19 protein-coding genes are annotated in these 19,301 nt (G+C 66.8%); 14 read left to right on the top strand and 5 right to left on the bottom strand.

Annotated features, from left to right (window positions below; genetic code table 11):
- Positions 1 to 127 precede the first annotated feature (127 nt).
- From AB4120_RS07195 to AB4120_RS07210, 4 genes are read left to right on the top strand one after another with little or no spacing between them, the layout of a single operon-like run.
- Complete coding sequence (locus AB4120_RS07195; protein WP_441642089.1) at positions 128 to 2,047, top strand: MFS transporter; 1,920 nt, start codon at positions 128 to 130, stop codon at positions 2,045 to 2,047.
- 36 nt (positions 2,048 to 2,083) lie between these two features.
- Positions 2,084 to 2,860 carry a glutathione S-transferase family protein gene (locus AB4120_RS07200; protein ID WP_441642090.1) on the top strand — a complete coding sequence of 259 codons (777 nt, stop codon included), beginning with the start codon at positions 2,084 to 2,086 and terminating at the stop codon, positions 2,858 to 2,860.
- A gap of 30 nt (positions 2,861 to 2,890) precedes the next feature.
- Positions 2,891 to 4,012, top strand: a complete 1,122-nt coding sequence (aroC, locus tag AB4120_RS07205) for a chorismate synthase (RefSeq protein WP_149136232.1) — start codon at positions 2,891 to 2,893, stop codon at positions 4,010 to 4,012.
- A 1-nt stretch (position 4,013) separates the two neighbouring features.
- Positions 4,014 to 5,228, top strand: coding sequence for an MFS transporter (locus AB4120_RS07210; protein ID WP_441642091.1), 1,215 nt, complete (start codon positions 4,014 to 4,016; stop codon positions 5,226 to 5,228).
- 21 nt (positions 5,229 to 5,249) lie between these two features.
- Here the strand turns inward: AB4120_RS07210 and AB4120_RS07215 are convergent, their stop codons facing one another.
- Positions 5,250 to 6,353 (bottom strand): NAD(P)/FAD-dependent oxidoreductase, encoded by a 1,104-nt coding sequence (locus tag AB4120_RS07215; RefSeq protein WP_441642092.1) that lies wholly within the window; start codon positions 6,351 to 6,353, stop codon positions 5,250 to 5,252.
- Positions 6,354 to 6,395: 42 nt separating this feature from the next.
- Positions 6,396 to 7,097, bottom strand: a complete 702-nt coding sequence (locus tag AB4120_RS07220; RefSeq protein WP_441642093.1) for a FadR/GntR family transcriptional regulator — start codon at positions 7,095 to 7,097, stop codon at positions 6,396 to 6,398.
- A gap of 235 nt (positions 7,098 to 7,332) precedes the next feature.
- Between AB4120_RS07220 and AB4120_RS07225 the strand changes: the two genes are divergently transcribed.
- Positions 7,333 to 8,286 carry a flagellar brake protein gene (locus AB4120_RS07225; protein WP_441642094.1) on the top strand — a complete coding sequence of 318 codons (954 nt, stop codon included), beginning with the start codon at positions 7,333 to 7,335 and terminating at the stop codon, positions 8,284 to 8,286.
- Between the two features lie 94 nt (positions 8,287 to 8,380).
- Here the strand turns inward: AB4120_RS07225 and AB4120_RS07230 are convergent, their stop codons facing one another.
- On the bottom strand, positions 8,381 to 10,060 hold the full coding sequence (locus AB4120_RS07230) for an electron transfer flavoprotein-ubiquinone oxidoreductase (protein WP_149136228.1): 1,680 nt from the start codon (positions 10,058 to 10,060) through the stop codon (positions 8,381 to 8,383).
- A gap of 311 nt (positions 10,061 to 10,371) precedes the next feature.
- On the opposite strand from AB4120_RS07230, the gene AB4120_RS07235 reads away from it, so the two are divergent.
- From AB4120_RS07235 to AB4120_RS07255, 5 genes are all read left to right on the top strand, one after another.
- The gene (locus tag AB4120_RS07235; protein ID WP_144195890.1) at positions 10,372 to 11,157 is read left to right on the top strand and encodes an SDR family oxidoreductase; all 786 of its coding nucleotides are present in this window, start codon (positions 10,372 to 10,374) and stop codon (positions 11,155 to 11,157) included.
- Between the two features lie 288 nt (positions 11,158 to 11,445).
- A complete protein-coding gene (locus AB4120_RS07240; RefSeq protein WP_441642095.1) occupies positions 11,446 to 12,048 on the top strand; it encodes a TRAP transporter small permease in 603 nt (200 codons plus the stop codon).
- Positions 12,045 to 13,349 (top strand): TRAP transporter large permease, encoded by a 1,305-nt coding sequence (locus AB4120_RS07245; RefSeq protein WP_149136226.1) that lies wholly within the window; start codon positions 12,045 to 12,047, stop codon positions 13,347 to 13,349. The genes AB4120_RS07240 and AB4120_RS07245 overlap by 4 nt, the downstream gene beginning before the upstream one ends.
- Before the next feature lie 37 nt (positions 13,350 to 13,386).
- Positions 13,387 to 14,415 (top strand): DctP family TRAP transporter solute-binding subunit, encoded by a 1,029-nt coding sequence (locus AB4120_RS07250; protein ID WP_149136225.1) that lies wholly within the window; start codon positions 13,387 to 13,389, stop codon positions 14,413 to 14,415.
- Positions 14,416 to 14,437: 22 nt separating this feature from the next.
- Positions 14,438 to 14,836, top strand: coding sequence for an acyl-CoA thioesterase (locus tag AB4120_RS07255; RefSeq protein WP_441642096.1), 399 nt, complete (start codon positions 14,438 to 14,440; stop codon positions 14,834 to 14,836).
- A gap of 19 nt (positions 14,837 to 14,855) precedes the next feature.
- Here the strand turns inward: AB4120_RS07255 and AB4120_RS07260 are convergent, their stop codons facing one another.
- A complete protein-coding gene (locus AB4120_RS07260) occupies positions 14,856 to 15,401 on the bottom strand; it encodes a PAS and helix-turn-helix domain-containing protein (protein ID WP_144195880.1) in 546 nt (181 codons plus the stop codon).
- Between the two features lie 211 nt (positions 15,402 to 15,612).
- Between AB4120_RS07260 and AB4120_RS07265 the strand changes: the two genes are divergently transcribed.
- Both AB4120_RS07265 and AB4120_RS07270 read left to right on the top strand, forming a co-directional pair.
- Positions 15,613 to 16,311 carry a CoA transferase subunit A gene (locus AB4120_RS07265; RefSeq protein WP_144195878.1) on the top strand — a complete coding sequence of 233 codons (699 nt, stop codon included), beginning with the start codon at positions 15,613 to 15,615 and terminating at the stop codon, positions 16,309 to 16,311.
- Between the two features lie 11 nt (positions 16,312 to 16,322).
- Positions 16,323 to 16,961 carry a CoA transferase subunit B gene (locus AB4120_RS07270; protein WP_149136224.1) on the top strand — a complete coding sequence of 213 codons (639 nt, stop codon included), beginning with the start codon at positions 16,323 to 16,325 and terminating at the stop codon, positions 16,959 to 16,961.
- A gap of 94 nt (positions 16,962 to 17,055) precedes the next feature.
- Here AB4120_RS07270 and AB4120_RS07275 read toward each other — a convergent pair whose 3' ends face one another.
- Complete coding sequence (locus AB4120_RS07275) at positions 17,056 to 17,832, bottom strand: 3-hydroxybutyrate dehydrogenase (protein ID WP_441642097.1); 777 nt, start codon at positions 17,830 to 17,832, stop codon at positions 17,056 to 17,058.
- 173 nt (positions 17,833 to 18,005) lie between these two features.
- Between AB4120_RS07275 and AB4120_RS07280 the strand changes: the two genes are divergently transcribed.
- Together AB4120_RS07280 and AB4120_RS07285 are read left to right on the top strand one after the other, a co-directional pair.
- Complete coding sequence (locus tag AB4120_RS07280; RefSeq protein ID WP_149136222.1) at positions 18,006 to 18,887, top strand: alpha/beta fold hydrolase; 882 nt, start codon at positions 18,006 to 18,008, stop codon at positions 18,885 to 18,887.
- Positions 18,888 to 18,926: 39 nt separating this feature from the next.
- Positions 18,927 to 19,289, top strand: a complete 363-nt coding sequence (locus AB4120_RS07285; protein ID WP_144195871.1) for a RidA family protein — start codon at positions 18,927 to 18,929, stop codon at positions 19,287 to 19,289.
- Positions 19,290 to 19,301: the final 12 nt, after the last annotated feature.

A 19,301-nucleotide genomic window follows, 5' to 3' on the forward strand; every position in this document is an offset into this window, starting at 1 on the left:
GGGGCGATTTAACAGAAGTTTTATTGCCTGCACTCCAGACTGTTGGCATGATGGCGGCGAACTGATGCCCCGGCGGGTTCCGGGGTCCACGAAGTCCGCCGAGCGACCTCCGCCCGCTTCCGTCTGCATGAGCCAACACAGCCCGCAAAGCCAGCACAGTCAGTTTCGCCTGTTGCGCGAACGCCGTTTCGCGCCGTTCTTCTGGACCCAGTTCCTCGGGGCCATGAACGACAACGTCTTCAAGGTCGCCTTCACCTCGCTGGTGACCTATCACACGGCCCTGTTCGACGGCGTCGATGCGCGCAGCGCGGCGTTCCTGATCTCGGCCATCTTCATCGCACCCTTCGTCCTGTTTTCCGCCACCAGCGGCCAGATTGCCGACAAGATCGAGAAATCGCGGCTGATCCGGCTCGTGAAGTCGCTCGAGATCGCCATCATGGTGCTGGGGCTGGCCGGGTTTGCCTGGCACAGTGCGCCGCTGTTGTACTTTGGTACATTCCTGATGGGCCTGCACTCCACGCTGTTCGGCCCGGTGAAGTTCGCGTACCTGCCGCAGCACCTGGACCAGCAGGAACTGGTGGGCGGAAACGGGCTGGTGGAAATGGGCACCTTCGTCGCCATCCTGATCGGCACGCTGATCGGCGGGGAATTGGCCGGGGTGATGCGCGGCGGCGCCGTGGTGGGGCCGCTCTACGTGGGCATCGCCTGCGTGGTGATCGCCGTGGCGGGGCGGGTGGTGTCGCAGCGCGTGCCGGTATCGCCACCGCCCCAGCCGGACCTGCGCATCAACTGGAATCCGCTGACCGAGACGTGGCGCAACCTGATGCTCGCGCGCGAGCGGCGGGTGGTGTTCCTGAGCCTGCTCGGCATTTCCTGGCTCTGGTTCCTCGGCGCCACGTTCCTGACGGCCTTCTTCAGCTTTGCCCGGGACGTGCTCGGCGGGGACCAGAACGTGGTCACGCTGCTGCTGGCGATGTTCTCGATAGGCATCGGCGTGGGCTCCCTGCTGTGCGAGCGGCTGTCGGGGCGCACCGTGGAGATCGGCCTCGTGCCGTTTGGCTCCATCGGCATGACCGTGTTCGCCGTGGACCTGTACCTGGCCACCCACGGCCAGTCGGCCGGCGCCACGCTGAGCGGCATCGGCGGCTTCCTGGACGATCCGCGCCACTGGCGCGTGCTGGCGGACCTGTTCCTGCTGGCCATGTTCGGTGGCTTCTACAGCGTGCCGCTGTATGCGCTGATCCAGAGCCGCTGCGTGCCGACGCACCGGGCGCGGATCATTGCGGCGAACAACATCCTGAACAGCTTCTTCATGATCGCGGCGTCGCTGCTCGGTGTGGCCATGGCGCTGGCCGGCTACAGCATCCCACAGCTGTTCCTGGTGGTGGGGCTGCTCAATGCCGTGGTGGCCCTCTATATCTACACGCTGGTGCCTGAGTTCCTGCTGCGCTTCATCGCCTGGATTCTGGTCCATACGATCTACCGGCTGCGCCGCATCAACTCCGACCGTATTCCCGAGCAGGGCCCCGCCGTGCTGGTCTGCAACCACGTGAGCTTTGCCGACGCCGTGGTGCTGATGGCGGCCAGCCCGCGCCCGGTGCGCTTTGTGATGGATCACCGGATCTTCAAGGTGCCGCTGCTGTCGTGGTTCTTCCGGCAGGCCAAGGCGATTCCGATCGCGCCGGCGCATGAGGACCCGAAGATGCTCCAGCGCGCCTACGATGCCGTGGCCGCCGCGCTCGAGGACGGCGATCTCGTCTGCATCTTTCCCGAAGGCAAGATCACGGCCACCGGCGAGATCAACCCGTTCAAGGGCGGCGTGCAGCAGATTATCCGCCGTACGCCGGTGCCCGTGGTGCCGATGGCGTTGCGCGGCCTGTGGGGCAGCTTTTTCTCGCGCAAGGGCGGGGTGGCCATGTCGCGCCCGTTCCGGCGGGGCATCCTGAGCCGGCTCGAACTTGTGGTGGGGGAACCCGTGGCGCCGGACGCCGCGTCGGCGGAAGGGCTCCAGCAGATGGTGCTGGCCTTGCGGGGTGACTGGAAATAGGCGAACTACGACGACGATACGACGAGCCAACGACAAATGATCACGCTCTATACCTTCGGCCCCGCCTTTGGCCTGCCTGATGCCAGCCCGTTCGTCATGAAGGCCGAACTACTGCTGAAGCTGGCAGGGCTGCCGTACCGTACGTTGCCGGGCAACCTGCGCCGCGCGCCCAAGGGCAAGCTGCCTTACCTCGACGACATGGGGCGCATCGTCGCGGATTCGACGATGATCCGCTGGCATATCGAGAAGACCTATCACGTGGACTTCGACGCGGGGCTGTCCGAGGCCGAGCGCGGCGTGGCCTGGGCGGTGGAAAAGCTGATGGAGGACAACCTCTACTGGGCCGTGGCGCGGGTGCGCTGGCTGGACGATGCCAATTTCGAGCGCGGCCCGGCCCAGTTCTTCCAGCGCGTGCCGGCGCCGGTGCGCGGGATCGTGACCACGCTGGTCAAGCGGCGCGTACGCCAGATGCTCTGGGCGCAGGGCCTGGGCCGGCATTCGGACGAGGAGGCTGCGGCGATGGCGATCCACGGCGTGACGGCCATCGCCAACATCCTGGGTGAAAAGCCCTACCTCATGGGCGACGCGCCATGCGGCGCCGACGCCACCTTGTTCGCGTTCAGCGCCAGCCTGCTTAGCCCCGTGTTCGAGACGCCGATCCGTACCGCGGCGGCGGCGCACGCCAATCTGGCCGCCTATCTGGCGCGGATGCGCGCGCGTTTCTATCCCGATTTCGTGGGCAGCGGGGTGTTCGCGCCGGTGTCCGAATCCCAGGCGGTGCCGACGGTCGCCGCCAATGGCCTTACAATGTAGGCCGTCCCCAATTCCAGCGCGGTTTCCATCATGTCCGGCAATACCCTCGGCCTGCTCTTCACAGTCACCACGTTTGGCGAATCGCACGGGCCCGCGATTGGCGCGGTGGTCGACGGCTGCCCGCCGGGCCTTGCCCTGACGGAAGCCGATATCCAGGGCGACCTGGACCGCCGCAAGCCCGGCACCTCGCGCCACGTGACGCAGCGCCAGGAGGCCGACCAGGTGGAAATCCTCTCTGGCGTGTTCGAGGGCAAGACCACGGGCACCCCGATCTGCCTGCTGATCCGCAATACCGACCAGCGCAGCAAGGACTACGGCAATATCGTCGAGACCTTCCGGCCCGGCCACGCCGACTACACCTATTGGCACAAGTACGGCATCCGCGACTATCGCGGCGGTGGCCGTTCGTCGGCGCGGCTGACCGCCCCCGTGGTGGCGGCGGCGGCCGTGGCCAAGAAATGGCTGCGCGAGCAGTACGGCACCGAGATCCGCGGCTACATGTCGCAGCTCGGTGAGGTGGAAGTGCCGTTCCAGGACTGGAAGCACGTGCCCGAGAACCCGTTCTTCGCGCCCAATGTGGACATCGTGCCGGAACTCGAAACCTATATGGATGCCCTGCGCCGCGATGGTGACTCGGTCGGTGCGCGTATCGAGGTGGTGGCCAGCGGCGTGCCGGTGGGCCTGGGTGAGCCGCTGTTCGACAAGCTCGACGCGGACATCGCCCACGCCATGATGGGCATCAACGCGGTGAAGGGCGTCGAGATCGGCGCCGGTTTCGCCAGTGTGGCCCAGCGCGGCAGCGACCATGGCGACGAACTGACCGCTGACGGCTTCCGGTCGAATAATTCGGGCGGCATGCTCGGCGGCATCTCCACCGGGCAGGACATCACCGTGTCCCTGGCCATCAAGCCGACGTCGAGCATCCGCACGCCGCGCGAGTCGATCGACAAGGCCGGCCAGCAGGCCACGGTGGAGACGTTTGGCCGCCATGACCCGTGCGTGGGCATCCGCGCCACGCCGATTGCCGAGGCGATGCTTGCGCTGGTGCTGATGGATCACGCGCTGCGCCACCGCGCCCAGTGCGGCGATGTGCGCGTGGAGACGCCGCGCATTGCGGCGCACCTGCCGACCCAGACCCCCGACCAGTCCTGACTTGGGCCGCGCCCCGGCTGACGCCGCCCCGGAGCGCGCCTTCGTGCCGGGGTCGATCGACCCGGCCACCTATCTCCGCTTCGGGCTGTTCTATCTCGGCTACTACGCCTATGTAGGCGTCATCTCGCCGTACGTCAGCCTGTTCTTCTCGGACCGTGGCTTCTCGCCGGTGCAGATCGGCGTGCTGATGGCGTGCTTCCAGTTGAGCCGCATCGTCGGCCCCTACCTCTGGGGCTGGCTGTCCGATGTCCTCCATACGCGCGTGCGGCTGCTGCGGCTGGCCGCTGTCTCGGCGTTGCTGGCCTTCCTGATGGTGCCCGGCGTGCACAGCTACGGCGGCATGATGGCGATGATGATCGGGCTCAACCTGATCACCAGTGCGATGTCGCCGCTGGGCGATGCGCTGACCATTTCCACGCTGCGCCGCCACGGCGCCTTCGACCACCGCTACGGCCGCGTGCGGATGTTCGGCTCGGTCGGGTTTATCGGCGCCGTGCTGGCCGGTGGCGCGCTGTTCGAGCATTTCGGCATGGTCGCCTTCCCGTGGCTGGCCAGTGCCACGCTGGCGCTGTTCGCCATCGTGGTCATGGGCATGCGCGATGCGCCCGACGAGGGCCCGCGCGTGCGCCCGCCGCCCGCGCTGCCGCTGCTGCGGCGGCCGGATGTGGCGTGGTTCCTCGGCTCGGCCTTCCTGATGATGTTCGCGCACGCGGCGCTGTACGTCTTCTATTCGCTCTATCTGGAGCGGCTGGGCTACAGCAAGCTCGCCATCGGCGCGATGTGGACCATCGGCGTGGTGGCGGAGATCGTGTTCTTCTTCTACCAGGGCCGGCTGTTCGGGCGGCTGGCGCTGCGTACGATACTGGCCGGCACCTTCGTGCTGGCGGCCATCCGCTTCGGCGTGACCGGCTACTTCGGCCAGTACGTGTGGCTGATGGCCGCCGTGCAGGTGCTGCACGCGGCGACCTTCGCCGCGCACCACAGCGCCAGCCTCAAGCGGCTCCAGCACTGGTTTGCCGGCCCGCTGCAAGGGCGGGGGCAGGCGCTCTACACCGGCATTTCGTATGGCGTAGGCGGCACATTGGGTGGTCTCGCGATGGGCTGGACCTGGAAGACGCTGACGCCTTCGCATACCTTCGGGCTGGCGGCTGTGGCGGCGCTGGTCGGGGCCTGCTGCGCCGCGCTGAGTTTTCGCGGCGAGCGGGCGCCGACCTGAGCCGGCCCGCGCCCGGCTGGATCAGGCCAGCAATTGTGTGACCCGCTCGGCAATCGCCAGCGACGAGGTCAGCCCTGGCGATTCGATCCCAAACAGGTTCACCAGCCCCGGCACGCCATGCGTGGCCGGGCCGTCGATGCGGAAATCGGCCGCCACCTCGGTCGGGCCGCTGATCTTGGGGCGGATGCCGGCGTAGCCGGGTTGCAGCGCGCCATCGGCCAGTCCGGGCCAGTAGCGGCGCACCTCGTCATAGAAGCTGTCGGCATCGTTCGGCGGCACGCTGTATTCGATCTCGTCGATCCAGCGCACATTGGGGCCAAAGCGCGCCTGCCCGCCGAGATCCAGCGTCAGGTGCACGCCCAACCCGGCCGCCTCCGGCACGGGATAGATCAGCCGCGAGAACGGCGCGCGCCCGGACAGCGTGAAATAGCAGCCCTTGGCGAAGTACTGTTGCGGGATGTGCTCGGCCGGGATGCCGTCGATGCGCCGCGCCAGGTCCGGCGCGGTCAGGCCAGCCGAATTGACCACGGTGCGTGCCAGCAGGGTAGTCGCACCGTCCGCCGCATCCACTTCCAGCCGGATGCCATCGGCGGTCACCGCGCCCGTGCGGACCGGCGACTGCACGGCCAGCATCGCGCCGGCGTTCTCGGCATCGCCCAGCAGCGCGGTCATCAGGCCATGGCTGTCGATGATGCCGGTGGAGGGCGAGAGCAGCGCGGCATGGCATTCGAGCTGCGGCTCCAGCGCGCGCGCCGCGTCGCGGCTCAGCAGCTCCATGTCGTGCACGCCGTTGGCCTCGGCCTTGGCGCGGATACCTTCTAGCGTGGCCACCTGCGCGGCGCTCGTCGCCACGATCAGCTTGCCGCAGCGCTGGTGCGGCACATGGTGGGAGGCGCAGAAGTCGTACAGCATCGCCTTGCCGCGCACGCACAGTTCCGCCTTGAGCGAGCCCTTCGGATAATAGATGCCGGCATGGATCACCTCGCTGTTGCGCGCGCTGGTGATGGTGCCGAACGCGTTCTCGGCCTCGAGGATGATGACTTCGCGGCCCTGCAGCGCCAGCGCGCGCGCCACGGCCAGCCCGACCACGCCAGCGCCGATCACGACGCAATCCACTTGTTCCATGTGAGGGTCTCCTTGGTGTCTCGTCTCGGAATGTCTTGAAATTCAGGCCAGGCCCATGCGGGCTGCGGCGGCGGCCAGGTGCGCGCGGGCTGCGGCGCGCGCGGCGGCCGGGTCGCCGGCGGCGATGGCCTCCACCAGCGCGGCGTGCTCGGCATCGGCGGCGCGCGGCGTGCCCTGCGTGGCGGCAAGCCGCGCGCTGTTCTCCCAGGCATGCTGGCGCGCCACGAGCAGTTGCTGGCTGACGAAGTCGGTCAGGCCGGTGAAGCACGGGTTGTGCGTGGCGTGGGCGATGGCGTGATGGAAGGCGATGTCGGCTGCCGCCGCACTCGGGAAGTCGGTGGCATGGGCGGCCATCGCGGCCAGTGCGGCCCGGATGGCGGCGAGGTCGGCGGCGGTGCGGCGCATGGCGGCCATCTCGGCGCAGGCGGTCTCCACCACGCGGCGCAGCTCGAACAACTGCGCCAGCGTCGGGCCCCCATCGGGCTGGCTTGCCACGCGCCAGACCTGGCCGCCCGGCGTCTCGGATACATAGGCGCCAGAGCCCTTGCGGGTGACGATTACGCCATCCGCCTTCAGCAGCGCGATAGCCTCGCGGACGATGGGCCGGCTTACCTCGAAGTTTTCGGCCAGCGCCGATTCGGCGGGCAGGCGCGCGCCGGCGGCGAAACGGCCGGCGGCGATGTCATCGCGCAGCGTCTGGGCGAGGCGGCTGGCAAGCGAGGCGGGGCGGGACAGCGGGTCCATGAGGGCGGAATGGGCGGAAAGGGCGGAATAGGGAGAAAGGGGCGAAAAAGGGAGAAAGAGCGCAGAAGATGTCAGGCTGTCTGACAGCTTTTATCGACTTGGCCGATTCTGACGGGTCCGCCGCCCAGCGTCAAGCCAGGTTTGCGCGAGTTTTTGCAATGTCTGCCCCGGAGGAGGGGTCAAGCTTGGCGGCTGGCGGTCGATAGTGACTGATTACATCGTGGAGACTCAGGCCATGATCCAACTTTCTCCGCAAGACCTGCCCGTCGGCCAGCCATTGCCGTGGTCGCTACATGACGGTGAAGGCAACCTCGTGCTCGGCAGCGGCAGTGTCATCCCGGACGCGCGCGACCTTGCGCTGGTCTTTCGCCACGGCACGGTCTGCCGCCCCGACGACATGCCAGAAGCCGGCAACGAAGCCGATGGCACCGGCCTGGCGCGGCTCGCCGCCGGCCCGCTCGGCTTGCAGGTGGGCACGCTGCTGCATGTGAAGACGCCCGGCGACGCCTCGCGCGCCGCCGCCAGCCGCCTGATCGGCTTTATCGACCAGGGCCTGTTCGTGACCTGGCCCACGCTTGGCGGTCGGGATCTGGCCGTGCAGGCCGGCGAGACCGTGCTGCTGCGCGGCTTCTCGGGGCAGGCGATCCACAGTTTCACCTCGACGATCACGGCCGTGTGCCGCAGCCCGTTCCGCTACCTGGTGTTGTCCGCGCCGGCGCAGACCGATCAGATGCCTGTGCGCAGCGCTGCCCGCGTGCCGACGCGGCTGGCTGCGTATCTGGTGGAAAACGGCGTGGGGGAGGCGGGTGCGCCGTCGATGGACAGCGCACCGGAGATGGCCGCCGACAGCGCCTCGAATAGCACGCCCGACGTAGGCACTCACGTGGCCAGCGGTCTGGCGCGGCTTGGCCTGCTGTCCGACCTGAGCACGGGCGGGGCGCTGGTGCAGACCTCGCATCCGGCGCCACCGGTGGGCCGCAAGGTGCGGTTGAGCTTCCAGTTGCGCACGGCGTCGCTCGACGCCGAGGTCATTGTCGATGGCTGGGTGCGCAGCGCGCCGTCTGCGTCGGAAGACGACGAGTTTCCGGCCTTTGGCGTCGCCTTCGACGCGCTGGGCGAACGCGAGCTGACCTTGCTCCAGTGCTTTATCTACGAGCAGTTGCTGACCAGCACGCGCCTGCAGGTCTGACGGCCGATTGGTGATCGATCGGCAATCGCCATGAAAAAAGCCGGCCACTGGCCGGCTTTCCTCCGCTCAGGCGCGCATCGCTGCGCGGCCTGGCTTACATCCCCACGTAGTTCGGACCGCCCGGGCCTTCCGGCGTGACCCATACGATGTTCTGCGTCGGGTCCTTGATGTCGCAGGTCTTGCAGTGCACGCAGTTCTGCGCATTGATCTGCAGGCGCTCCTTGCCTTCGTCATTCTGCACGAACTCGTACACGCCAGCCGGGCAGTAGCGGCTTTCGGGGCCCGCGTACTTTTCCCAGTTGATGTCCACCGGCACGCTCGGGTCCTTGAGTGTCAGGTGGGCCGGCTGGTTTTCCTCGTGGTTCGTGTTGCTGATGAACACCGAGGAAAGGCGGTCGAACGTGAGCTTGCCGTCCGGCTTCGGGTACTCGATCTTCGGGCAGTCCGCGGCCGGCTTCAGGTAGACGTGGTCCGGCTTCTCGCGGTGGATGGTCCACGGCGGGTTGCGGATGCCGAGCTTCGGCAGCAGCCATTGCTCGATGCCGGTCATCAGCGTGGCCGTAGTGCGGCCCTTCTTGAACCATTGCTTGAAGTTCTTGGCCTGCAGCAGTTCCTTGTGGAGCCAGCTGGCTTCGAATGCGGCCGGGTAGGCGGTCAGCTCGTCGTGCTGGCGGCCGGCCTGGAGGGCGTCGTAGGCGGCTTCGGCGGCCATCATGCCGGTCTTGATCGCGGCGTGGCTGCCCTTGATGCGCGAGGCGTTCAGGTAGCCCGCGTCGCAGCCCACCAGTGCGCCGCCCGGGAACACCGTCTTCGGCAGCGACAGCAGGCCGCCGGCCGTGATGGCGCGCGCGCCGTAGCCGATGCGCTTGCCACCTTCGAAATACTTGCGGATCTCCGGGTGCGTCTTGAAGCGCTGGAATTCCTCGAACGGCGACAGCCACGGGTTGGTGTAGTCCAGACCGACCACGAAGCCCACGGCCACCTTGTTGTCCTCCATGTGATAGAGGAAGGAGCCGCCGTAGGTGGCGGGGTCGAGCGGCCAGCCGGCCGTGTGGACCACCAGGCCCGGCTGGTGCTTGGCCGGATCGATTTCCCAGAGTTCCTTCAGGCCGATACCGTAGCTCTGCGGGTCCTTGCCGGCATCGAGCTGGTACTTGGCGATCAGCTGCTTGCCGAGGTGGCCGCGCGCGCCTTCGGCGAAGATCGTGTACTTGGCGTGCAGCTCCATGCCGAGCTGGAAGTTCTCGGTCGGCTCGCCTTCCTTGTTGATGCCGAGGTTGCCGGTGGCCACGCCCTTGACCGAGCCGTCATCGTTGTAGATGACTTCGGCGGCCGGGAAGCCCGGGAAGATCTCCACGCCCAGCGACTCGGCCTGCTGGCCGAGCCAGCGCACGAAGTTCGACAGGCTGACGATGTAGTTGCCTTCGTTGTGGAAGCATTCGGGCAGCAGCGGGGCGCCCTTGGAGCCGGTGTCGTTGAGGAACAGGAACTTGTCCTCGGTGACGGGCTGGTTCAGCGGTGCGCCCAGCTCTTTCCAGTTCGGGAACAGCTCGTTGAGCGCGCGCGGGTCCATGATGGCGCCCGAGAGAATGTGCGCGCCCGGCTCGGAGCCTTTCTCCAGCACGCATACGTTGACGTCGCCGCCTTTTTCCGCCGCCAGCTGCTTCAGGCGGATGGCCGTGGCCAGTCCGGCAGGACCGCCGCCGACGATGACGACGTCGTACTCCATGGCTTCGCGTGGGCCGAATTGCTCCAGGAGCTGTTGCTGATCCATTGTCTCTAACCCTCTGTTTCTTCTGGGCGGCAGTACTGCCGCAGGCTTGCAGCCCATGATCCGGCGATGCGGTGGGGGAGCTGCGGTTATGGAGATCTGTGAGGGCCCCGGCCGGGATCTAGGCGTTTTTCCTCTTTCCCTTTAGGGGCCAAGTTCTTAGAATCTCCGGCATTGTCCGGGACTCGACACCCTCAGGCAAGATATTTTTTGGAACGACCGTTCTTTTTTTTGGTATGCTGCCTTTCGCCCAGCTGATGGGGGCTGGCGGCACGCATCGGGCCCCGGCCGGATGCCTCCACACCGAGGTAATTATGGGTTTGTCGATCAATCTGGAAGGCAAGGTCGCGCTGGTGACCGGTGCCTCGAGCGGGCTGGGCACGCGCTTCGCTCACGTTCTGGCCGCCGCTGGCGCCAAGGTGGTTCTGGCCTCGCGCCGCACCGAGCGCCTCAAGGAATTGCGTGCCTCGATCGAGGCCGATGGCGGTAGCGCCCACGTGGTGCGGCTCGACGTGACCGACCCGGACAGCATCCGCTCCGCCGTGGCGCATGCCGAGACCGAGGCCGGCGCCATCGATATCCTCGTCAACAATTCGGGCGTCTCCACCACGCAGAAGCTGACCGACGTGACGGCCGAGGACTTCGATTTCGTCTTCGATACCAACACACGCGGCGCGTTCTTCGTGGCCCAGGAAGTGGCCAAGCGCATGATTGCGCGGGCCAAGGGCGCCGAGAAGCAGGGCAATCCGCTGCCGCAGGCGCGCATCATCAATATCGCGTCGGTGGCTGGGCTGAAGGTGCTGTCGCAGATCGGCGTGTACTGCATGAGCAAGGCCGCCGTGGTCCATATGACCAAGGCGATGGCGCTGGAGTGGGCGCGCCATGGCATCAATACCAATGCGATCTGCCCCGGCTATATCGACACCGACATCAACCATCATCACTGGGAAAGCGAGGCGGGCCAGAAGCTGATCCAGATGCTGCCGCGCAAGCGGCTCGGCCAGCCGGAAGACCTCGACGGCCTGCTGCTGCTGCTGGCGTCCGATGCCTCGCGTTTCATCAATGGCGCGGTGGTCACGGCGGACGACGGCATGGTCTGAGCATCGTTTGAGCGTGGTCTGGGCGTGGTCCGAGGCCGCGCTCCAGCGACAAGAATTGCCGAATACCGCACAATCCTGATGCCCGCCCCGCAACGCGCCACAAGCGCGGCGAGGCGGGCGCGTGGGCGAGCAGGGCTTATCCGGTCCCCTGCGCGTCCAAAGTTGTGCCGCGAGAGGCCAGAGTTGGCATAATCGCCGCTGGCTTCGCATGAAGTCCTTACATAAATAATCAGAAATATGCCGCAGCGGCCGCAATGGCCCGACGGCCCGGACCGGAGGCCGGGGGAGATGGTGCAAGACAATGAGGCACGGCGCGACGCCGTGCCGCAACACGTCGTGGATTCGGTGGTCATTCCCGAAGCCGCCGACGAAGCCCGCGACAGTGAATTCCGCATTTCGCCGCGTATCGAGGACTGGATTGGCGTGATCGTCATGGTGCTGCTGGTGGCCATCACGTTCGCCAACGTGGTGGTCCGCTACTTCACCGACGAATCGTTCGCCTGGACCGAGGAGTTCTCGGTCTTCCTGATGATCGTGCTGGCGCTGGTCGCCGGCAGCGCCGCCGTGGCGCGCGACCGCAATATCCGCATCGAGTTCTTCTTCGAACGGGGCAGCGCCGCGCGGCAGAAGCGGCTGGCCATCGTATCGGCACTGGGCGTGGCGGTGATGTTCCTGGCGCTGGCGGTGCTCGGCGTGCGGATTACCTGGGATGAATACGCGTTCGGCGAGACCTCGCCCGGCATTGGCGTGCCGAGCTGGTGGTACTCGATCTGGCTGCCCGTGCTGTCCGCGGCAATCGTGCTGCGCGCGCTGGCGCTGGCCTGGCGCAATGTCCGCGCGCTGCGGGCCCTTAGCGAGCAGGGCGAGCAGGGCGGGGAGGGCGTGCAATGACGCTCGTCGCCATTATCCTGTTCGTGGTCTTTATCGGCCTGATGCTGCTGGGCGTGCCGATTGGCGTGTCGCTGGGGCTGGGCGGGCTGGTTGCCATCGGCCTGTCCAACCTCGACACCCAGATGTTCGGCCTGCTGGCCGTGCCGCAGAACTTCTACGCCGGCCTGGCCAAATATCCGCTGCTGGCGATTCCGATGTTCGTGCTGGTGGGGTCGATTTTCGACCGCTCCGGCGTGGCGGCGCGGCTGGTGACCTTCGCGATTGCCGTGGTGGGGCGTGGCCCGGGCATGCTGCCGCTGGTGGCGATTCTCGTGGCGATGTTCCTCGGCGGCATCTCGGGCTCCGGCCCGGCCAACGCGGCGGCCGTGGGTGGCGTGATGATCGCGGCGATGTCGCGCGCGGGCTATCCGCCGGCGTACAGCGCGTCCGTGGTCGGTGCGGCCGCAGCTACCGACATCCTGATCCCGCCATCGGTCGCCTTCATTATCTATAGCGTGCTGGTGCCGGGTGCCTCGGTGCCGGCGCTGTTCGCGGCGGGCATGATCCCGGGCGTGCTGGCCGGCGTGGCGCTGATCGTGCCGGCCGTGTGGCTGGCGCGCAAGCACAATATGGGGCATATCGAGGCCGCGCTGCCGCGCCCGCCGTTCTGGAAGAGCCTGCGCGAGGCAGCCTGGGGGCTGGTGGCGCCGTTCCTGATCCTCGGCGGCATGCGTGCCGGCTGGTTCACCCCGACCGAGGCCGCCGTGGTGGCCGTGGTCTACGGGCTGTTCGTCGGCATGGTGATCTACCGCAGCATCGGCCTGCGCGACCTGTTCGTGATCTTCCAGGAAGCGGCCGAGACCTCGGCGGTGATCCTGCTCGTGGTGGCGCTGGCCGGCATCTTCGCCTACGCGCTGTCCACGCTCGGCGTGATCGACCCGCTGGCCCATGCCATCGCCAATTCCGGTCTGGGCGAATACGGCGTGCTGGCGCTGATCGTGCTGCTGCTGATGACGGTAGGCATGTTCCTGGATGGCATCTCGATCTTCCTGATCTTCGTGCCGCTGCTGCTGCCCATCTCGAATGCCTTCCACTGGAACCCGGTGTGGTTCGGGGTGGTGCTGACGCTCAAGGTGGCGCTGGGCCAGTTCACCCCGCCGCTGGCCGTGAACCTGATGGTGTCGTGCCGGATTGCCCGCGTGCGCATGGAAGAAACCGTGCCCTGGGTGATCTGGATGCTGCTCGCCATGTTCATCGCGATGCTGATGGTGCTGGCCTATCCGCCGCTGGCCACGTGGCTGCCCGACTACCTGGGCTATTGATCGAAATCAAACTAGAAACCGACGAGGAGATTCCCGCATGAAACGCCGTGCCCTGATGTTGTCCGTAGCCGCCACGATTGCCGCCGCCGCCCTGGCGCCGGCCGGTGCGATGGCCCAGAGCTACAAGTCCGAGTACAAGATGTCGCTGGTGCTGGGCCCCGCGTTCCCGTGGGGCAAGGGCGGCGAGATCTGGGCCGACCTGGTGCGCCAGCGCACCAGCGGCCGCATCAATATCAAGCTGTATCCGGGCACCTCGCTGGTGGCCGGCGACCAGACGCGCGAGTTCTCGGCCATCCGCCAGGGTGTGATCGACATGGCCGTGGGCTCCACGATCAACTGGTCGCCGCAGGTGAAGGAACTGAACCTGTTCTCGCTGCCGTTCCTGATGCCTGACTACAAGGCGCTGGACGCGCTGACGCAGGGCGAAGTCGGCAAGTCGATGTTCGCCACGCTGGAAAAGGCCGGCGTGGTGCCGCTGGCCTGGGGCGAGAACGGCTTCCGCGAAGTGTCCAACTCCAAGCGCGAAATCCGCAAGCCGGAAGACCTCAAGGGCCTGAAGCTGCGCGTGGTGGGCTCGCCGCTGTACATCGAGACCTTCAACGCGCTGGGCGCCAACCCCACGCAGATGAGCTGGGCCGATGCGCAGCCGGCGATGGCCTCGGGCGCCGTGGACGGCCAGGAGAATCCGCAGAGCGTGTTCGCCGCCGCCAAGCTGTACACGGTGGGCCAGAAGTTCGTGACCACCTGGGGCTACGTGGCCGATCCGCTGATCTTCGTGGTCAACAAGCAGATCTGGGAGTCGTGGACGCCGGCTGACCGCGAGATCGTGAAGCAGGCCGCCATCGACGCTGGCAAGCAGGAAATCGCACTGGCCCGCAAGGGCCTGGTGGAACCCGGCGCGCCGGCGTGGAAGGAGATGGAGCAGCACGGCGTGAAGGTGACGCAGCTGAGCCCGGCCGAGCACGACGCGTTCCGCAAGGCCACGGTCAAGGTCTACGACAAGTGGAAGAAGCAGATTGGCTCGGACCTCGTCGCCAAGGCGGAAACGGCGATTTCCAAGCGATAAACGATAGCGTCCGGGATTTGCGATGAAACACGTCTTCACCTGCGTCATGCCCATCCGCTGGGGCGACATGGACGCCATGGGCCATGTCAACAACACGGTCTACTTCCAGTACCTGGAGCAGGCGCGGATCGAGTGGTTCCGGTCGATCGGCCGGAACGGCAAGGATGAGAACGGCCACGGGCCGGTCATCATCAACGCTCACATGACGTTTCTAAAGCAATTGCGATTCCCGGGCGACATCGAGCTGCGCGTCTATGCGGGCCAGGTTGGCCGCACGAGCTTCGAGACGCGCATCGAGATCCGCCGCACCGACCTGCCCGACGTGATCTGGGCCGAGGGCGGGGCCAAGGTGGTGTGGAGCGACTACGCGGCGGAGAAATCCGTGCCGGTGCCCGAGGCCATCCGGGCGCTGATCGCCTGACGGCGGGGGCAACGCCCCCCTAGTGATTCACCAGCCGCTGCACCAGGTCCACCGCCGTGTGGGCGCCGTACTTCTTCATCAGCCGCGCGCGGTAGATGTCCACCGTGCGCGGGCTGATCGACAGCAGCTTGCCGATTTCCTTGCTGGTCTTGCCGTCCACCAGCTGCGCGGCGATGTCCCGCTCGCGCGCCGTCAGGTCGGCCGTGACCGGCCGCTTCTGCGACAAATCCTCGAAGGTCCAGATGCCCGCCCCCAGCGGCTCGCGCCGGTCCAGCGCGCGGCCGGTGACGTGGCACCAGAACAGTTCCCCATCGGCCCGCTTCATGATCCGTTCGTCCGAATACATGCCCTTGGTGTTCATGATCGGCACGATGCGGGCGCCGGTGCGCTCGAATTCGTCGGCGGTGGGGTAGAGCACCTGGAAGGACTCGCCCACCAGCGCGTCGCGCGTGGTGTGGAAGATCCGGCAGACCTCGTCGTTGCAGTCCTCGATCACGCGTGCGCGTGACAGCACCAGCCCCACCGGGGCGAGCTGGAAGGCGGTCTGGTAGTCGATGGGGGGCATTGTCCCTTATGTACTTTTACGTAATGGCGCTGGCGGCACCCGTTGACGTATGCTTGCGGTCGGCAGCGGATGCCAGCCAGTCACCCGGCTGACAGCCGATTGTACCGTTACAATTTCCCGGCGTGGCGCCTGGCGCCCGTGGGACCAAAATGCCGAGGGACCGCCCCCACCCGGGGAGAATCCCCGCCGGACTACCGAGGAAGGAGCAAACATGAACAAGGTCTACGCCAGCGCCGCGGAGGCGCTCGCGGGCGTCGTGCGCGACGGCCAGACGATCGCCGTGGGCGGTTTCGGCCTGTGCGGCATCCCCGAGGCGCTGATCGCCGCCCTGCGCGACAGCGGCGCCAAGCAACTCACCTGCATCTCGAACAACGCCGGGGTGGACGGCTTCGGCCTGGGCCTGTTGCTGGCCACGCGCCAGATCAGCAAGATGATCTCGTCGTACGTGGGCGAGAACAAGGAATTCGAGCGCCAGTACCTGGCCGGTGAACTCGAGCTGGAATTCACGCCGCAGGGCACCCTGGCCGAGAAGCTGCGCGCCGGCGGCGCCGGCATTCCCGCCTTCTTCACCAAGACCGGCGTGGGCACCATCGTGGCCGACGGCAAGGAAATCCGCGAATTCGACGGCCAGCAGTACGTGATGGAGCGTTCGCTGACCGCCGACGTGGCACTGGTCAAGGCCTACAAGGCCGACAAGGCCGGCAACCTGGTCTTCCGCCGCACCGCACGCAACTTCAACCCGATGTGCGCGATGGCCGGCAAGATCACCGTGGCCGAGGTCGAGGAAATCGTCGAAGTGGGCGAGATCGACCCGGACGACGTGCACCTCGCCGGCATCTTCGTGCAGCGCCTGGTGCTGAACGCCACCCCCGAAAAACGCATCGAACAGCGCACCGTGCGTGCCAAGTAAGGAGAGACATCATGGCATGGACACGTGACGAAATGGCCGCGCGCGCGGCCCGCGAACTCCAGGACGGGTTCTACGTGAACCTCGGCATCGGCCTGCCGACGCTGGTGGCCAACCACGTGCCGGAAGGCATGGAGGTCTGGCTCCAGTCCGAGAACGGCCTGCTCGGCATCGGCCCCTTCCCGACCGAGGAAGAGGTGGACGCCGACATGATCAACGCCGGCAAGCAGACCGTGACCACGCTGGCGGGTTCGTCGATCTTCTCGTCGGCGGACTCGTTCGCGATGATCCGCGGCGGCCACATCAACCTGGCCATCCTCGGCGCGATGCAGGTCAGCCAGCGCGGCGACCTGGCCAACTGGATGATCCCGGGCAAGATGGTCAAGGGCATGGGCGGCGCGATGGACCTCGTGGCCGGCGTCGGCCGCGTGGTGGTGCTGATGGAACACACCGCCAAGAAGAAGGACGGCACCGAGGACATCAAGATCATGGCCGACTGCAACCTGCCGCTGACTGGCGTGGGCGTGGTCAATCGCATCATCACCGACCTCGGGGTGATCGACGTGACCTCCGATGGCCTGAGACTCGTGGAAACGGCGCCCGGCGTCAGCCGCGAGGAAATCCAGGCAAAGACGGGCGCGACGCTGCTGTAAGCGGATCGCCGGTTACGAGGTTGAAAGCCTGAAAGACAAAACCCCCGCCGGCTCGCGCTGGCGGGGGTTTTTGTCTTGGGGCGGGGCTTTGGCCTTACTGGGCCACCCAGCCGCCGTCCATGTTCCAGATCGCGCCGCGCACCTGGCGGGCGGCTTCGCTGGAGAGGAACACGGCCAGCGCGCCCAGTTCTTCGGGCGTCACGAACTCGCCGGACGGCTGCTTTTCGATTACCAACTCGCGCTTGGCCTGCTCGACCGGAATGCCGTCGCGCTGCGCGCGCGCTTCCACCTGCTTCTGGACCAGGGGCGTCAGCACCCAGCCCGGGCAGATCGCGTTGGCCGTCACGCCAGTCTGCGCGGTTTCCAGCGCGGTGACCTTGGTGAAGCCGACGATGCCGTGCTTGGCGGCCACGTAGGCGGACTTTTCCGCCGACGCCACCAGCCCGTGCGTGGAAGCCACGTTGATGATCCGGCCCCAGTTCTTGGCCTTCATCGACGGCAGCGCGAGCCGCGTCGTGTGGAAGGCCGAGGTCAGGTTGATGGCGATGATCGCGTCCCACTTGTCCGTCGGAAATTCTTCAATTTTCGCGACAAACTGGATGCCGGCGTTGTTGACGAGGATGTCCACGCCGCCGAAGTCGCGCTCGGCGTAGCGCATCATGTCCTCGATCTCGGCCGCGCGGCTCATGTCCGCGCCGTGGTAGCCCACCTGGATGCCACTGCCGGCGCGCGCGATCTCGGCCTTTGCGCCGTCGGCGTCACCAAAACCGTTGGCGATGATGTTGGCGCCCTGCGCGGCCAGTGCCTGCGCGATGCCGAGTCCGATCCCACTGGTCGAGCCAGTCACCAGTGCCGTCTTGCCTTTGAGCATGTAAGCCTCCGTCGGGAGTAGGGGGGTGATGTGCTGTGGCATTGTACTCGCAGGGCGTACAATCCTGCTTTGCCCAAACGCCCGGAATCTTCCGGAGTGTGGTCGTAATTTGCTGAGAATTGCGGCCAGCATGCGCCCCAGAAACGCAGTCCCCATCCTCGCAGGGAGTTCAGATGTCTTCCAGCCCGCGCCTCGGCTTCGTTCAGTGCATCAGTCCCGCCGGCCTGCATCGCATGGCCTATCACGAGTGGGGCGACCCGGCCAATCCGCGCGTGCTGATGTGTGTGCATGGCCTGACCCGCACCGGGCGCGACTTCGATACCGTGGCGCGTGCCCTGTCCGGCGACTATCGCGTGATCTGCCCTGACGTGGCGGGGCGCGGGCGCTCGGAGTGGCTGGCCGATCCGCGCCGCTACATCGTGCCGCAATATGTCTCGGACATGGTCACGCTGATCGCCCGGCTCAACGTGGAGCAGGTGGACTGGTTCGGCACGTCGATGGGCGGGTTGATCGGCATGGGGCTGGCGAGCCTGCCCAAGTCGCCGATCCGCAAGCTGCTGCTCAATGACGTGGGCCCCCGGCTGGCCCCGCAGGCGGTGGAGCGCATCGGCGCCTACCTCGGGCTGCCGGTGCGCTTCAAGACCTTCGAGGAAGGGCTGGCGTACCTCCAGACCATCAGTGCTTCGTTCGGCCGGCACACGCCCGAGCAGTGGCGCGAGTTGAACGGCGCGATCCTGAAGCCGGTGCAGGCCGCCGAGGGCATGGAATGGGGGTTGCATTACGATCCCGCGCTGGCCGTGCCGTTCAAGGAGACCACACCCGAGATGGTGCTGGCCGGCGAGGCCGCGCTCTGGGCGATGTTCGATGCCATCCAGGGCCCGACGCTGGTGGTGCGCGGGGCGCAGTCCGATCTGCTGCTGCGCGAGACCGTGGCCGAGATGCAGGCGCGTGGCAAACAGGTTTCCACGGTGGAAGTCCCCGATGTGGGGCATGCGCCGACATTCATCGATCCGGCCCAAGTGGCCATCGCCCGGGACTTCTTCCTGGGCACGTGAGGCCGCGCCGGATCCCATCCCGAAATCAATGGAATTGCGATGAGTACCAATGCCCTGAAGCGCGCCCACGTGGGCGCGCGCCTCTCCGAGTACGCGGTCTACAACGGCGTGGTCTATCTGGCCGGCCAGGTGCCGGAAGTGGACCCCAAGGCAGACCTGCGCGGCCAGACGCGCGAGGTGCTGGGCCATATCGACCGCCTGCTGGCCGAGGCTGGCAGCGACAAGACGCGCATCCTGTCGTGCCAGATCTTCCTGACCGACGTGACCCGTATCGGCGAGATGAACGAGGTCTGGGATGCCTGGGTGCCGCAGGGCAACACGCCGCCGCGCGCCACCGTCGAGGCGAAGCTGGCCAATCCCGACTACCTGATCGAAGTGGTGGTGACGGCCGCGCTGCACTGATGGTGGATGGTT

The sequence above is a fragment of the Cupriavidus sp. 2KB_3 genome, from assembly GCF_052115685.1.
GTDB classification, from domain to species: domain Bacteria; phylum Pseudomonadota; class Gammaproteobacteria; order Burkholderiales; family Burkholderiaceae; genus Cupriavidus; species Cupriavidus campinensis.